The sequence below is a fragment of the Shewanella sp. 10N.286.51.B7 genome, assembly GCF_002873615.1.
GTDB classification, from domain to species: Bacteria; Pseudomonadota; Gammaproteobacteria; order Enterobacterales; family Shewanellaceae; genus Shewanella; species Shewanella electrodiphila.
Map to the genome: position 1 here is coordinate 187,039 of NZ_MCUF01000024.1, position 14,157 is coordinate 201,195.

The 14,157-nt window shown below is 38.1% G+C and carries 11 protein-coding genes; 4 read left to right on the forward strand and 7 right to left on the reverse strand.

Features of this window, described 5'->3' with window-relative positions:
• Nucleotide 1: 1 nt before the first annotated feature.
• Genes ccoP through ccoN form a run of 4 tightly spaced genes read right to left on the reverse strand, consistent with a single transcriptional unit; the run spans nt 2 to nt 3,216 of the window.
• Complete coding sequence (gene ccoP, locus BCU84_RS06790; RefSeq protein WP_102527316.1) at nt 2-970, reverse strand: cytochrome-c oxidase, cbb3-type subunit III; 969 nt, start codon at nt 968-970, stop codon at nt 2-4.
• Nucleotides 970-1,146, reverse strand: a complete 177-nt coding sequence (locus BCU84_RS06795) for a cbb3-type cytochrome c oxidase subunit 3 (protein ID WP_102527317.1) — start codon at nt 1,144-1,146, stop codon at nt 970-972. Before BCU84_RS06795 ends, ccoP begins: the two co-directional genes overlap by 1 nt.
• Nucleotides 1,147-1,156: 10 nt before the next feature.
• Nucleotides 1,157-1,771: a cytochrome-c oxidase, cbb3-type subunit II gene (ccoO, locus tag BCU84_RS06800; protein ID WP_102527318.1), complete on the reverse strand. Its 615-nt coding sequence runs from the start codon at nt 1,769-1,771 to the stop codon at nt 1,157-1,159.
• An 11-nt stretch (nt 1,772-1,782) separates the two neighbouring features.
• Nucleotides 1,783-3,216, reverse strand: coding sequence for a cytochrome-c oxidase, cbb3-type subunit I (gene ccoN / locus BCU84_RS06805; protein WP_102527319.1), 1,434 nt, complete (start codon nt 3,214-3,216; stop codon nt 1,783-1,785).
• A 271-nt stretch (nt 3,217-3,487) separates the two neighbouring features.
• On the opposite strand from ccoN, the gene BCU84_RS06810 reads away from it, so the two are divergent.
• From BCU84_RS06810 to BCU84_RS06820, 3 genes are all read left to right on the forward strand, one after another.
• Entirely contained in the window at nt 3,488-3,937 is a 450-nt protein-coding gene (locus BCU84_RS06810; protein WP_133146622.1) for a hypothetical protein, read from the forward strand.
• Nucleotides 3,938-4,038: 101 nt separating this feature from the next.
• Nucleotides 4,039-4,272 (forward strand): hypothetical protein, encoded by a 234-nt coding sequence (locus BCU84_RS06815; protein WP_102527321.1) that lies wholly within the window; start codon nt 4,039-4,041, stop codon nt 4,270-4,272.
• 810 nt (nt 4,273-5,082) lie between these two features.
• Nucleotides 5,083-6,885: a protein adenylyltransferase SelO family protein gene (locus BCU84_RS06820; RefSeq protein WP_102527322.1), complete on the forward strand. Its 1,803-nt coding sequence runs from the start codon at nt 5,083-5,085 to the stop codon at nt 6,883-6,885.
• Between the two features lie 205 nt (nt 6,886-7,090).
• Here BCU84_RS06820 and BCU84_RS06825 read toward each other — a convergent pair whose 3' ends face one another.
• From BCU84_RS06825 to BCU84_RS06835, 3 genes are all read right to left on the reverse strand, one after another.
• Nucleotides 7,091-7,954 carry a DUF1566 domain-containing protein gene (locus BCU84_RS06825; RefSeq protein WP_157936203.1) on the reverse strand — a complete coding sequence of 288 codons (864 nt, stop codon included), beginning with the start codon at nt 7,952-7,954 and terminating at the stop codon, nt 7,091-7,093.
• 14 nt (nt 7,955-7,968) lie between these two features.
• Entirely contained in the window at nt 7,969-8,256 is a 288-nt protein-coding gene (locus BCU84_RS06830) for a hypothetical protein (protein WP_102527324.1), read from the reverse strand.
• A 162-nt stretch (nt 8,257-8,418) separates the two neighbouring features.
• The gene (locus tag BCU84_RS06835) at nt 8,419-9,852 is read right to left on the reverse strand and encodes a DUF4397 domain-containing protein (RefSeq protein ID WP_102527325.1); all 1,434 of its coding nucleotides are present in this window, start codon (nt 9,850-9,852) and stop codon (nt 8,419-8,421) included.
• Between the two features lie 814 nt (nt 9,853-10,666).
• On the opposite strand from BCU84_RS06835, the gene BCU84_RS06840 reads away from it, so the two are divergent.
• Nucleotides 10,667-13,660 (forward strand): endo-1,4-beta-xylanase, encoded by a 2,994-nt coding sequence (locus tag BCU84_RS06840; RefSeq protein ID WP_102527326.1) that lies wholly within the window; start codon nt 10,667-10,669, stop codon nt 13,658-13,660.
• Nucleotides 13,661-14,157: the final 497 nt, after the last annotated feature.

Below are 14,157 nucleotides of genomic sequence, written 5' to 3' on the forward strand. Positions count from 1 at the left end.
ACTATTTGTTTGATAAGCTATAAACGTAAGCAGATATTACGTGAACTTTTTCTTCACCTAAGATGTCGTTCCACGCTGGCATAACACCAGCACGACCGTTTGCAATTGATTGCATCACTTGCAAGCGACTGCCACCGTATAACCAAGCATTGTCAGTTAAATCAGGTGCGCCCATAAACTTATTACCTGTGCCGTCCATTCCATGACAAGCAAAACAGCCTTTCATAAATGAACCTTGACCTTGCGCTGCTAACGTAGCGTCATGATCACGACCAGATAGTTTGAACACGTATTCAGCTAAGCCTTGTATTTCACTGTCTTCAATCGGTAAACCGCCTTTTGGAGGCATCATACCGTTTCGACCGTTCATGATAGAAGTCTTAATTGTGGCTAGTTCACCACCGTATAACCAATTACCATCAGTTAAATCAGGGAAACCAATACCACCACTACCTGTTGAACCATGGCATTGAGCACAATTTTGCAGGAACAAACGTCCACCAACTTTTAATGCTTCTTCATCTTTAACTAAATCTTCTAACGGTGTCGCTAGATATGCAGCAAAGATAGGACCATATTTTTCATCAGCAGCCGCAACTTCACGGTCATATTGTGATAAACGATTTTCAGCTTTAGCGAGTTCGACAGCAGCTTTCGAGTCAGCTTTAATACCTTCTTCGTAACCCACACTTTGGTTAGAACTCGTCCAACCAAATAAACCTTGGTAACTACCAAGACCTGGGTATAACGCTAGGTAAATCAGGCCAAAAACAATACTGAGATAGAACATGTATGCCCACCACTTTGGTAGTGGGTTGTTTAGTTCTTCAATACCGTCAAAGGTATGACCCATTGATTCGCCTTCTTCAATTCCGGTCTTGTTCTTTGAACAAGCACGTAAAAGGAAGAAACAACCAGCAATAACTAATAGCGTCGGAAAAATAATCCACACATTCCAAAAGATACTCATTACTTATTATCTCCTGAATGATTAGTTTGGCTTTTAATTTCTTCGTCAGAAAAAATCAGGTTAGCGGCTTCATCAAAACCTGCTTTGCTTTTAGAGCTATACGCCCAATAAAAGATGCCAGCAAATACGACCATAACAATAATGGTAAGAATGCCTTGTAACGTTCCGTAATCCATAATTGCCTCCTTATTTCAGCGCGTGGCCTAAAGACTGAAGGTAAGCGATTAACGCTTCTAATTCAGTTTTGCCTTCAACAGCCGCTTGAGCGCGAGCAATTTCTTCTTCGGTATACAGATTATGATCCGGATGGAAATTACTTAAGATTTGCATCTTCTTACCAGTGAGTTTTCCGTCTAGTTTATTTTCAGCTAACCAAGGGTAAGCTGGCATATTAGACTGTGGAACGACATCACGAGGGTTAATCAAATGCACTTCATGCCATTTGTCACTGTAACGACCGCCAACTCGAGCTAAGTCAGGTCCAGTACGCTTAGAACCCCACTGGAATGGGTGGTCCCAAACTGACTCACCAGCTACAGAGTAATGGCCATAACGTTCAGTTTCTGCACGTAAAGGGCGGATCATTTGGCTGTGACAGTTATAACAACCTTCACGGACATAAATATCACGACCTTCAGTCTGTAATGCAGTATACGGAATTAACCCTTCAACTGGTTCAGTTGTATCCTTAGAAAATAGCAACGGAGTGATCTGAACTAAACCACCAAAACTGATGGCAATAACAGTAAAGATACCTAGCAGACCGATGTTTTTTTCGATAATTTCATGATTAAATTTCATCGTTCTGCTCCTTATGCTTTTTCTTCAGCTAATGCTGGTAAAGTATCTTTAGGTGCATTAACGGTACGAATGACGTTGTACGCCATAATGAACATACCAGTTAAGAAGAACACACCACCAATAAAGCGGACAAAGTAGAATGGGTAAGAAGCTTCTAAGCTTTCAACAAAGCTATAAGTTAATGTACCGTCAGAGTTAACTGCACGCCACATTAGACCTTGCATCACACCAGAAATCCACATTGCTACGATGTATAACACGGTACCAATCGTCGCTAACCAGAAATGCACATTCACTAGGTTAGTACTGTACATACGGCCGTGACCGAATAACACAGGTATTAAGTGATATAGCGAACCGATAGAAACCATCGCAACCCAACCTAATGCACCAGAGTGAACGTGACCAACAGTCCAATCTGTGTAATGCGAAAGGGCGTTTACTGTTTTAATCGCCATCATTGGTCCTTCGAAGGTAGACATACCATAGAAAGATAATGAAACAACTAAGAATCGTAAAACTGGGTCGGTACGTAACTTATGCCAAGCACCTGATAACGTCATAATACCGTTAATCATGCCACCCCAAGATGGAGCAAATAAGATTAACGACATCACCATACCTAGAGTCTGAGTCCAGTCAGGTAACGCAGTATAATGAAGGTGATGTGGACCAGCCCAAATATACAATGCAATCAATGCCCAGAAATGGACGATAGAAAGACGGTAAGAATAAACAGGGCGACCAGCTTGTTTAGGTACGAAGTAATACATCATCCCTAAGAAACCTGCAGTTAGTAGGAAACCAACCGCATTATGTCCATACCACCACTGTACCATCGCATCGACTGCGCCTGAGTACATGGAATATGATTTGAATAAGCTCACAGGAACCGCCATTGAGTTAACAATGTGCAGTACTGCTACCGTGATAATGAAAGCACCAAAGAACCAGTTAGCAACATAAATGTGCGACGTAGTTCGTTTAATGATTGTGCCAAAGAACACTACTGCATAAGCAACCCAGACAATGGTTATTGCGATATCAATAGGCCACTCAAGTTCTGCATACTCTTTACCTGAAGTGAAACCCATTGGTAAGGTGATTGCAGCTGAGAGGATAATGGCTTGCCAACCCCAGAATGTAAATGCAGCTAATTTAGGTGCAAATAATCGGGTTTGACAGGTGCGTTGTACGATATAGTAGGATGTTGCGAAAAGGGCTGAAGTACCAAACGCGAAAATCACAGCATTCGTATGTAGCGGTCTAAGACGACTATACGTTAACCATGATGTTTCAAAGTTTAGTTGTGGCCAGATTAACTGGGCCGCAATCAATACACCAACTGCCATACCAACGATTCCCCACAAAACTGTGGTTAATGCGAATTGGCGAACAATAGTGTAGTTGTAATCAGCGCCTGTAGGCTGGGAATGATTCATCATAATGCTTCCACGGCTTATTACTTTTACTTTTAATTATAGTAAAGAAGAACTTTACCTGTTTAGGCTGACATTCGCTGAAAAAACAACCTAAAATGAAGTTGCTTTTTAACGCGCTGTCAAGGTGTTACCTCATGTTTTTTGTATCTATCATGAGGCAATGCAATGATACTTGAGCTGCGTCAAAAAAGATACTCAGAGAACCTGAGGAAACTTGATCCAGATCAATTTCCTAAAGATAATGTTATCAATTTGAATCATGAGGTTATTATTTGTGCGATTTTTAACAAAGTGTGCTTTCTTGTTATTTTTTATTGCTAATTTAGTAGGATGCGATTCTCAACCTCCAATCGAAGTAAGCCAAAGTGAAGTTGTTGATCAAACGTTATGTCAATTTGCAGAAGAAGTTTGTGAACAAAGTGTAAACAACCAAACCGTGTCTCTCATGATAAACCCTGTTTTCACACCAAGTGAAAAACCATTAGACATCCAACTTACGTTTTCAGTACCTGTAAGCGATGTACAGATTAGAATTGAAGGTCGCGATATGTTTATGGGCGTTATTCCAGTCAGACTAGAAACAGACGATCAAAAATCATTTAAGGGAACTGCAATTTATGGATCTTGCAGCAGTAATTATATGGTTTGGCGAACAATAGTGAGCTATAAACAAGATGGGGTCAGCAAGTCTACCTGGTTCGATTTTTTAGCTGATAACCAATAATAAGGCAATTAACATAAAAATATTAGTTATCAGTTTAAATCGTGTTGATAATCATTCTCATTAATATATAATTGCTATATTGAATTTTTGAGGACAACACAATGACACAACTTAATATTTCTATTCCACTTGATAAAATGGCTTCGCTTATCCAAAGTGGACACATCTGCGTTGCAGATATTAAAAGTTTAGATATAGAAACAAAAAAGCAGCTGTGGCAGCTATGTTTGATGTCTTGTAAGAAACGCGTGTATTGTGACGAGGCTGTGACAGCTAACCATCAATCACCTGAACTGATAGATGAGCAGCTTATTTCAATGTTTCGTAACGATTAGACACTATTTAGGATTAAAATATTAGGGATTAGACTTAAAAGGGGTTAGCTTCTTTATAGGATACTCATAATTCGTTTCGCACAATCTATAAAAACGCAATTTGATATAACCTAAAGCTTATAAGCAACTATCATCCGCTTTGTGCCTCATCAAATATTGTTTAAATTTTAAACTTACATAAAAATCCAAGCCATTTCTGTAGGCTTTGTGTTTGTGTTTGTGTTTGTTTTTGTTTTTAGCATTCAATTTAATGATTCAATACACCTAGAATAGATAAGTGCTTTAGAATCGATTCTCCACAAATATCACATTCTACTTCTAGATTATTCTAAAGCTTATATAGATTCAGATTTAGCTGGATAAGTCGTTCTAGTTTTGATCATGTCATCGATATGCTTTATTTCATATTGTAATTATATCTTCTGCATCAATGACATAATGGGTATCCCATTAAGTGTTTAGATTTCTACCTTAACAAGGTTATCAGTCAGCAACATTCTACGTTCTATCAATGTTGCTATTGCTTGTTTCATTGCTTGCTTAATGGATTGTTTAGTCATACTGCATGCTTCAAATCGTTAATCGTTAATCGTTAATCAAAATTACACATGTTTATTGGAAATTATTTTACTGTCACTTGATTTTAGTCACGCATCCTAAAGCATGACTACTAAAAAGACATCCTTAACGCACATCATTTTTTAAGATGATTATTTTTTTGTTACTTGTTAAAACTATTAACTTATCAACTGAACCGTTAGGATAAACAATGCATTGAAAATTTTCTTATCAATCTTGGTATAACTATATATGTCCAATCGTCAGTCTCAACAAAACAGCGTAAAAATAACGACATTAACTCAACTCGCTAGTTCAGCAAGTTATTCACTTTTGGATACCTTACATAGAGATCCAGATGCTACAAGTAGCGGTATTGATTACCAACCTCGACAAGTATTCTCAGGCCATTATGTCCCAGTTAGACCGACTCCTATTAAAGATCCCAAATACGTTGCACACAGTAAAAACTTGTTTTTAGAACTTGGATTTGACGACAGTTTGGCGACGTCCCCTGATTTTGTACGTCTATTTTCGGGAGACTTGTCTCAGGTTCCCGAGCCTATGCGTCAAGTCGGGTGGTCAACTGGTTATGCACTTTCTATTTACGGTACTGAATATATTCAGCAATGCCCATTTCAAACGGGTAATGGCTATGGCGATGGTCGCGCGATCTCAGTATTTGAAGCCGTTATCAACAACCAACGTTGGGAAATGCAATTAAAAGGAGGCGGGCGAACACCATACTGTAGAGGTGCTGACGGTCGAGCTGTATTACGCTCAAGTATTCGTGAGTTTTTAGCTCAAGAGCATATGCACGCTCTAGGTGTACCTACATCGCGTTCTTTAAGTTTGTATGTTTCAACGGATAAAGTGCAACGTCCATGGTACTCAGAAGAATCACGCTCGGAAAATCCTGATATATTAATATCCGAATCTGTTGCGATTACAACGCGCGTAGCACCGTCCTTTATTCGAGTTGGACAACTTGAGCTTTTTGCTCGCCGTGTCCGTCATCAAGAACACGCAAATGCATTGCAAGAACTCGAAAAGATAGTGTTACATTTAATACAGCGTGAATACGCTGATGTAATCGATAAGGAGCTTCCTTTAGCTGCACAAATAATTTTATTGGCAAAAGAGTTTAGAAGTCGGCTAACATCGCTCATCGGACAATGGATCCGAGTTGGTTTTTGCCAAGGTAATTTCAATAGTGATAATTGTGCAGCAGGTGGTTACACACTTGACTATGGCCCCTTTGGTTTTTGTGATGTTTTTGATCCTCAATACTCGCCTTGGACAGGTGGAGGACTACATTTTGCTTTGATGAACCAACCTAACGCAGCACAAAAAAACTTTGATAGTTTTTGTTCAGCTTTACGTCCGTTGTTATCTGCTGAGCATGATTTTTTAAGACAATTTGATGAAATTCAAGAAGGTTTTTCAAATGTCATGCATACACAAATGAATACCATGTGGGCAAAAAAGCTCGGCTTTGAACATTTAAACATGAATAATCATCAACAACTTTACAACTCGATGCTCAGTGAGCTAGACAAGCTGATGAAGCAAACGAAGGTTGATTATACTATTTTCTTCCGAGAGCTCTCCTCTATTCCAGACGATATAACCCCTTTGCAAAAAAGTTTTTATTCCGATTTAGCAGGCGGGGCAGATGAACAAACATTGAATCATCGCTGGAAAGTGTGGCTTGATGATTGGAAAGTACTAATCAACATTAGCATTAGTGATATCAGTGGTGATAATAGTATTACTAACAGTACTAATAACAATGTTTCTGGACCACAATCGACCAAAGAAATATCTGCACATATGAAACTTGTAAATCCCAAATATATTTTGCGTGAGTGGTTTGTTGTACCTGCTTATCAACAAGCAGCTGAAGGAAATTATGAATTGCTGCACGAACTGCAGGACGTAATGACACAGCCTTATGCAGAATTATCAAAGGATATAGAAGCAAAATACTATCGTTTAAAACCGACTCAATTATTTGAAGTCGGGGGCTTGTCACATCTTAGTTGTTCATCGTGATGACAATGAAATACATAAGCCCATTGTTGATATGCAAAGCTTGTTCAACAGTATCAAGACGAGTAAATAGATAATTAGAAAGGAACAAATTTATCTAGCCGCTTAACAAGATAATTTTAATTGGCCAGTAGAACAAACTGGCCCATGCGGCGGTTAAATTTCACTGCTAATTATTTAGCATCTCGAACCAAGCGGACCCAATTATTTATGGAAATGTAATCACTTGCCATTTCAGAAGCAAGTTCATAATCCGATGGTTTACCACTTTTCGGATCGCTTCGCTGCGCACCAGCCCCGTGCCAATCAAAATATTCTGTAGCATTTGAGCCTTTCTTGCTCCAAGCTTGCGCAAACGAAACTGTTTAAAGTCGCCTTGAGTCGTACTCGTCCAAACATAATAGGCGTCCTTTTGTGATTTAAATTCAGTCTGGGTCACGTTAAAAAACTCAGTGTTTATTGCTGGTAAGTCTTTTTTCTCATAATCAACTAATGATTTAAGCTCTTTGGCATTGGGTAATCGCCAATCGTTATAACCTGCAAGCAAAGCGTTATCTGCAAAAGCTAGAGCTTTGACCCAATCCATTTGTTGACCACTATCATTTTTAGCCCACATCAAACCAGTTGATTGGTCAGTGATAGTGCCATTATTGTTATCAATATAGTCCATATCATAGAGCGTTGTAGTATTGCGAACTGCACGTACAAAATTGCCAGGTACAAACATATGGTCAGATTTTTGAATGGTAGTTTGATCGAAAAACAAGCCTGTTTCATATGATTTAATATGCCCATCAGCAAAGTTAAAGCCAAACCCTCCCTGAAGACCGCCATGTGCAGTAAAGTTTTGCACTGCGCTTTTATTGTAAACAGTACTTGACCAGAAAGCGCCAGCAAATGGAATACGTTTATCATAATTGAAATCAAAATAAGCGGTATCAAGGTACGGACGACTCTCCTGACCACTTTCAGGCTTCATTAGTTGCCCATCAAAATTGGCCAGTGAATAGAGTTCTTTAATTGTAGGTAAACGCCAATCATCGTAACCACCTAAGGTCATATTGTTTATCACTTTAGTTGATTCAGCTAAATTCCTTTGGTCGTATCATGGCTTTTCTGCCACATTAACCCGGTATTTAAGTCTGTAACCGTTCCACCTTCATTATCTTTATAACTCAAAGAGTTACCTTCAATTGAAGCGTCTTGACCAGTATACAAGCTACTATTAGAGATGGATAAAGGCTTTCCCTTTACATCATATTGAACACTTTGGCCGGTGTCTGGTAATTTTTGGGTTTCTATTTGGGCATATACAGGATTCAACAGGGTAAACATGAATACTAGAAATAATGATACGTTGAACACAAGAGACATTTAGCGCTCCTTTGTTGTGACTTACAGGGATTATGCAGACAACGATTAAAATTTAGTAAACACAGAAAGATACTCATTAGTTAACTATAGGTCATTGATTTATAGAATGTGAGGTCAAAGTAGGGCGCATGGTCCCACTCTGATTTCTGAGCTATATTGCTTTTATTCGTTGTAATAGGTGTGTAGCTGATAAGGTGTACCACCGTAGGTGTAGTCAGTTGCAATTAAATTCACAACTTCTCCTTTTTCAATACCACGTAGTGATGTTTCAATAATTAATTCACCAGTTGAGGCGTTATAAATATAAACATCGTAGTCACCACTTTCTAATTCATAATCAGCATTGCCCATATAACTGAGTTCAATTTGTGCAGAATAAGTATCTGGGTTACTGCCATCATTTATAATCAAAACATCAATAGCATCACTTTTTATATCATCAATACTGTGGCTTATTAAAACTTTCGCGTGAGTGTCTATAATTCGAAGCTCTTCTTCGTAATCATTTACTGTAATGGATGATGATGTATCACCCGATGTTAAGATAAGCATGCGACTACTAGGCTGTAAATCAACGCTGAATGTATCAATTTTTTCTTCTTTAATACTATCCATTATGTAAAAGCTGCGCGTATCGCTCGTATCTACATTTTCAATTTCAATATCAACTAGATTAGACAAAGCACCAAATTCTAATGTATTAGCTATCAAGTTGGCTTCGTTATCGATATCTGGATTGGTTAAGTAAATGTCGAGAAAAATGTCTGAGTAATCAGGAGCAGAGATACCATGTGAGAAACGTATCTTTGCTGCTTGCGCTTCATTTGTGAGTTCTCGAGCACTGTCTGTTTCAATGTTGATAATGCTATATACAGGATCGTCTGAACCTGCAGTTAGGTAGTTAGTCAACGCAAATATTTGAGCATCACCAGTTGATACTGTAATACTGTCACTCGATGCAATAATATTATCTGTACCAGATTCAGTTAAAACCAATTTATAAATACCTGATTGTATTTCGACTTCATCACTCGAATTTTCATATGATAAAGTGTGATCGGCGACTTTGTTTAATAAATCTTCTCCTTCGTTTAACCAATAAACATCGATATCAAATGCTGAGTTTGATAAATGAATAAACTGAATTATTGCATCATAGTTTTCATCAAAATCTTCATCGAATAATTCTGAAATATCAGTCGTTAATGTAAGCGAAGATGGCACATCAGTATCACCATAAATTATATATGTACTAATTATATCGTTGGACACACTAACACCATCATTGCTAGTGAATTCGTCGTTTGAGGAGTTAGGTAAAATTTGATTAAATCCTAAGTCGTAGCTGTCCTTCGCTACAGACTCAATAGTGCTAGCATCTCCGAATGCTAATTCAGCGATAGATTGATCATCGACCAGAAATTCGATGATAGGAGACTGGGGAACTAAATTTACAAACTGGTAATAGCCAGTTGAACTCGTAGAATCGCTAACTTCATCAAGCAGATCCTCAGCCCATTCACAAGCTGTTAAGGTTAACGATATGCCGACAATTAAACTTGTAACAATTGTTTTTTGCTTTTTTCCCTTAAACATAATCAATGTATACCCAAATGAATTTGATGCATTAATTATACTTTTGCAAAGTGTATAGTTTCGTCAGTATTAAGGAAAAAATGTGGAGCTTTAGTATAAGTAAGTCAATAAAGCCTTTGCCTAAATTATTTTGCCCCATAAAGAGTTAGTATTTAACTCGTTGCAACACAGAGGGTTGCAATGTTTAAGATAAATCCATTATTACTGATTTTTATGTGGCTATCTATAAGGAGTCATGTTGAACACCATTACTTAAAAACAATAGTAAGACTAAAAGGCCGTAATATTTCAGTTGTTTTATTCTAAATAGGTTAGGGTAATTAAAACGAGTAAAGGGTAATTACACCTTGCTCAATCTATAAAAGGCAGCTTTGTCATCTCGTTAAATTGGCTAAGTTGCAAACGGTAACTTTGGGGGAATCGCCAGGAAAACCTTAAAATATTTCTATATAAATTCACAATGTCATAGCGAACGACAAACCAAACGGCTCTAGTCAAAGTAATAAGTTAGGACCTCAAATAACATTATTTAAAATAAAACCTTCTAAGTGTTTAGACCTCAACAAACACCAATAAACGCCTAAAAAACAAACAAATAGACACTAAAAGTCACACAACCCACCAAGATAACCAACAAAAAAACACCATTAACCAACTTATCTTTAGATTATTTTCATTGTTAATAACATTCAATTGGTCTACTTTACCACAAGCTTATGGTCAATAAGACTTATAGCTACCTCGTAGTATAAAAAATAAAAAGCGATTTTATAAAATGACTAATTAAAAATACAATACTCTTCAGGAAATATAAATGAATATACAAAACGATAGATTTAAATTATCCAGGACAAGCTTACTCGTTTCACCTTTATTACTATTATTGTCGGCATGTTCAGATGATGACAAAAAAACACCAGTTGTGCCTCCAATACCCGTAGTGCCTCCAGTCGTGGAAGTCGATCCCGATCCGTTAGTGACTAATTTAGTGGAAGCGGCAAACAAAGCAAATAAACGCATTGGTACTGCGTTAAGTCATGGTGTTTTAAGCAATAACGAGACTGACTATATCGACATAGTAAAGAAAGAATTTAACTATGTGACTCCTGAAAATATAGGTAAATGGGGATCTATTCAAAATGCTACCTCTGACGTTTGGGATTATGACGCTTTAGATAGCATGATCGATTTTGTCGAAGAAAATGATATAGCGTTTAAAGGCCACGCATTAGTATGGCATCGCCAAGCACCATCTTTTGTTAATGGTGATGTAACAGCTGAAGATTTAACCATATTAATTAATGCGCATATCGATGCTACGGCTGCGCGTTATAGTCGACAAATATATGCGTGGGATGTGGCAAACGAAGTGATGGGTGATGATGCTAATTATCGTGACTCTGTATTCTTTGAAAAGCTAGATAAAAACTACATTGCTGATGCGTTCACTAGAGCACATGTTGCTGATCCTGAGGCGAAGTTGTTTTATAACGATTACAGTATCGATAACATCAATGCTAAGTCTGATGCTGTATTTACCATGGTTTCAGAATTAATCAATGCTGAAGTCCCGATTCACGGGGTGGGTTTTCAAATGCATTTAGATGCATCAAATGCACCATCAACCCAGCAAATGACCGATAACCTGCAACGTTTTGCTGATTTGGACTTAGACGTTAACATCAGTGAAATTGATGTGCGTTTATCCGCCTTACCTTGGGACCAAGTGACTAAACTGGCTATTCAACAACAGGTATACCATCGTGCAGTCAATGCATGCATGAATGTTGACCGTTGTGACGCTGTCACGGTTTGGGGGTTCACAGACAAATATAGTTGGATTGATGGCGAGTTTGGACCCGATGATCCACTTTTATACACTGCTGATTACCAAAGAAAACCGGCTTATTTTGCGATAGCTGATGCCTTTATGGGTATTGAAGCTGATGAATCAGGTGTGATGCCAAACTTAATTGCCAATGGTAACTTTGAAATAGGCACAGACGGCTGGACAACCTTAGGCGAAACAACGACAAGAACCACTGAATATCAACAGAATGGAATAACATCGCTGTTATCTTCAGCAAGTGAAGATGCTAAAGCGACAGCTAGCATTGATATCACCAACTTACTTAAGGCAAACAGCGTTTATGACCTTGAAGCTTGGGTGATGAATGCTAACGAAACTACATTAGCAAGCTCTGTAAATGTAATGCTCGAATGTGTCACTGAAGAAGTGACTACTATCGTTGTTAATTCAGTCGTTGCCAGCAACACTGAATTTAGCCAATTATCAGGTTCATTTTCCGTACCTAATTGTGAGCTTGTCAACGCCACTATATCAGTTGAAGGCGCTGATGTAAGTGAAGATTTTTACTTAGATGCAGTAAGCCTTCGACCACAAACTTTAATGCCTAAGACTGATGGATTTGGCGATAACCTGTTAGCTAACAGTGATTTTGAAATTGATGCTTCAGGGTGGGAAGGTTACGACACATCAGCAGTTGCAATCACCACAAGCAAAGTATTTGCCGGAAGCCAAAGTCTAGTCGGTACTGCGCGTACCCAAGAATACCAAGGGCCATCAACGAATATTTTGAGTCTTGTTGAGTCAGGCCAAACTTACCAATTGTTTGCTCGAACGGCAATTAGTGAAGGTTTAGCTCAAGTTAAAGCGACAATTAGTGCAACCTGTTCAGATGGTGTTAAGTACTTAGGCACTGGTGCTACGGAGGCTAACTCAACTGATTGGTCTTTAATTGTGGGGCAGGTAACGTTACCTACCTGTGCGATGAGCGATGCCATTCTTTATTTTGAAGGCCCTGCAGTGGGTATTGATATCTATGTCGATGACGTTACTTTTCATCAAGAAAAGAAAGATCTAGGTCCTAACTTAGTAACAAACAGCGACTTTGAAATAAACACTGATGGCTGGTCAGTTTGGGGCGGCACATTAGCCAGCTCAACAAACTATGCCAACACAGGTAATAGTAGTGCTTTACATAGTGATAGAACAGGGACTTGGCAAGGCCCGATATTTAATTTACAGCCTTTTGCTGAAACCGGTAAGACCTATGAAATTACCACATATGCCCGCATTGAAAATACTAATGAAGATCTGCTAAACATTACCTTAAAAACCTTATGTGAAGGTGATGAAGAAGCTGATGCATCTTACACTCAACATGGTGCTATAACGGTTACCAATAGCGAGTGGACAAAGTTAACCGGTAGTTTAGTGTTACCAAATTGTGCGCTAACTAGTGCCGTTGTATATTTTGATGGCCCCGCAATTGGTGTCGATATTTATATCGATAGCGTGTCTATTACCAGTGACATTACTGTGGACACTGATAATTTATTGACCAATTCAACCTTTGAATCGGGTATAAATGGCTGGGCAACTTGGGGGGCAAACATTGAAGAAAGTACTGATTTTGCGCATACAGGTGAAAAATCAGCATTAGTTAATTCTCGTACCAATGATTGGCAAGGACCTGTTTACGACTTTTTGGGTCGAGGAGTTGCAAACACCCCTTATGATATAAGCGGTTGGATAAGAGTTGCAGGTTCAGACAGTGAAAACGTTAGCATTAACATCAAGCAAACCTGTGAAGGTTCAGAGGCGATTTACACCGAGGCAAGCCCAGCCGTTACTGTATCAGACAGTGATTGGACATTAGTGAGTGGCACATTTACACCCCCTGATTGTGAATTAACTGAGCTCTCGGTGTATTTTTCTAATGCCGCAGTAGGTGTTGATATTTATTTAGACGACGCAGTAGTTAAGTTGGCTTCTGTAGAATAAATAGACTCTGTTTATTTACTCAATAAGTATGCCGTTTAGTAAATAGTACCCAAATAAGCATAGATTTATATCGAGCAGAGGGGCGTTTCATCAAGTTCTGACCTCAAGCATTGTTTGTAGATTAATTAAATTAATTTATCTAATCTACAATATCGTTATATGTTTATTTAGCAAACTATCTATAAGGAATGTTGATAATTAATTATCAACATTCTTTTTTTAAACTGCCATCATTAGATTGTTTGTTAATATCACAACAAACCAGCTCGAGTATCGCTATAAATAAGTTCTTCTAATAGATTAATGACATTTGAATATTGCGATTGAAAATCTCTTATTTGGTTTTAGATAATTTAAAACCACAAACACTTTTACAACAGCAGTTGGCTTTAACCGCAGTTCATATCGAATAAAGCACTGAACGAACTTTCGAATCCTTAAAGAAACATTCAATTTAACATAATATACATTGTGCGCAGTTATGTGTAATCGTATTA

Coding starts and splice junctions, on each gene's coding strand:
- ccoP (WP_102527316.1), bottom strand. CDS start 970: ATGAGTATCTTTTGGAATGTGTGGATTATTTTTCCGACGCTATTAGTT.
- BCU84_RS06795 (WP_102527317.1), bottom strand. CDS start 1,146: ATGGATTACGGAACGTTACAAGGCATTCTTACCATTATTGTTATGGTC.
- ccoO (WP_102527318.1), bottom strand. CDS start 1,771: ATGAAATTTAATCATGAAATTATCGAAAAAAACATCGGTCTGCTAGGT.
- ccoN (WP_102527319.1), bottom strand. CDS start 3,216: ATGATGAATCATTCCCAGCCTACAGGCGCTGATTACAACTACACTATT.
- BCU84_RS06815 (WP_102527321.1), top strand. CDS start 4,039: ATGACACAACTTAATATTTCTATTCCACTTGATAAAATGGCTTCGCTT.
- BCU84_RS06820 (WP_102527322.1), top strand. CDS start 5,083: ATGTCCAATCGTCAGTCTCAACAAAACAGCGTAAAAATAACGACATTA.
- BCU84_RS06830 (WP_102527324.1), bottom strand. CDS start 8,256: ATGTCTCTTGTGTTCAACGTATCATTATTTCTAGTATTCATGTTTACC.
- BCU84_RS06835 (WP_102527325.1), bottom strand. CDS start 9,852: ATGTTTAAGGGAAAAAAGCAAAAAACAATTGTTACAAGTTTAATTGTC.
- BCU84_RS06840 (WP_102527326.1), top strand. CDS start 10,667: ATGAATATACAAAACGATAGATTTAAATTATCCAGGACAAGCTTACTC.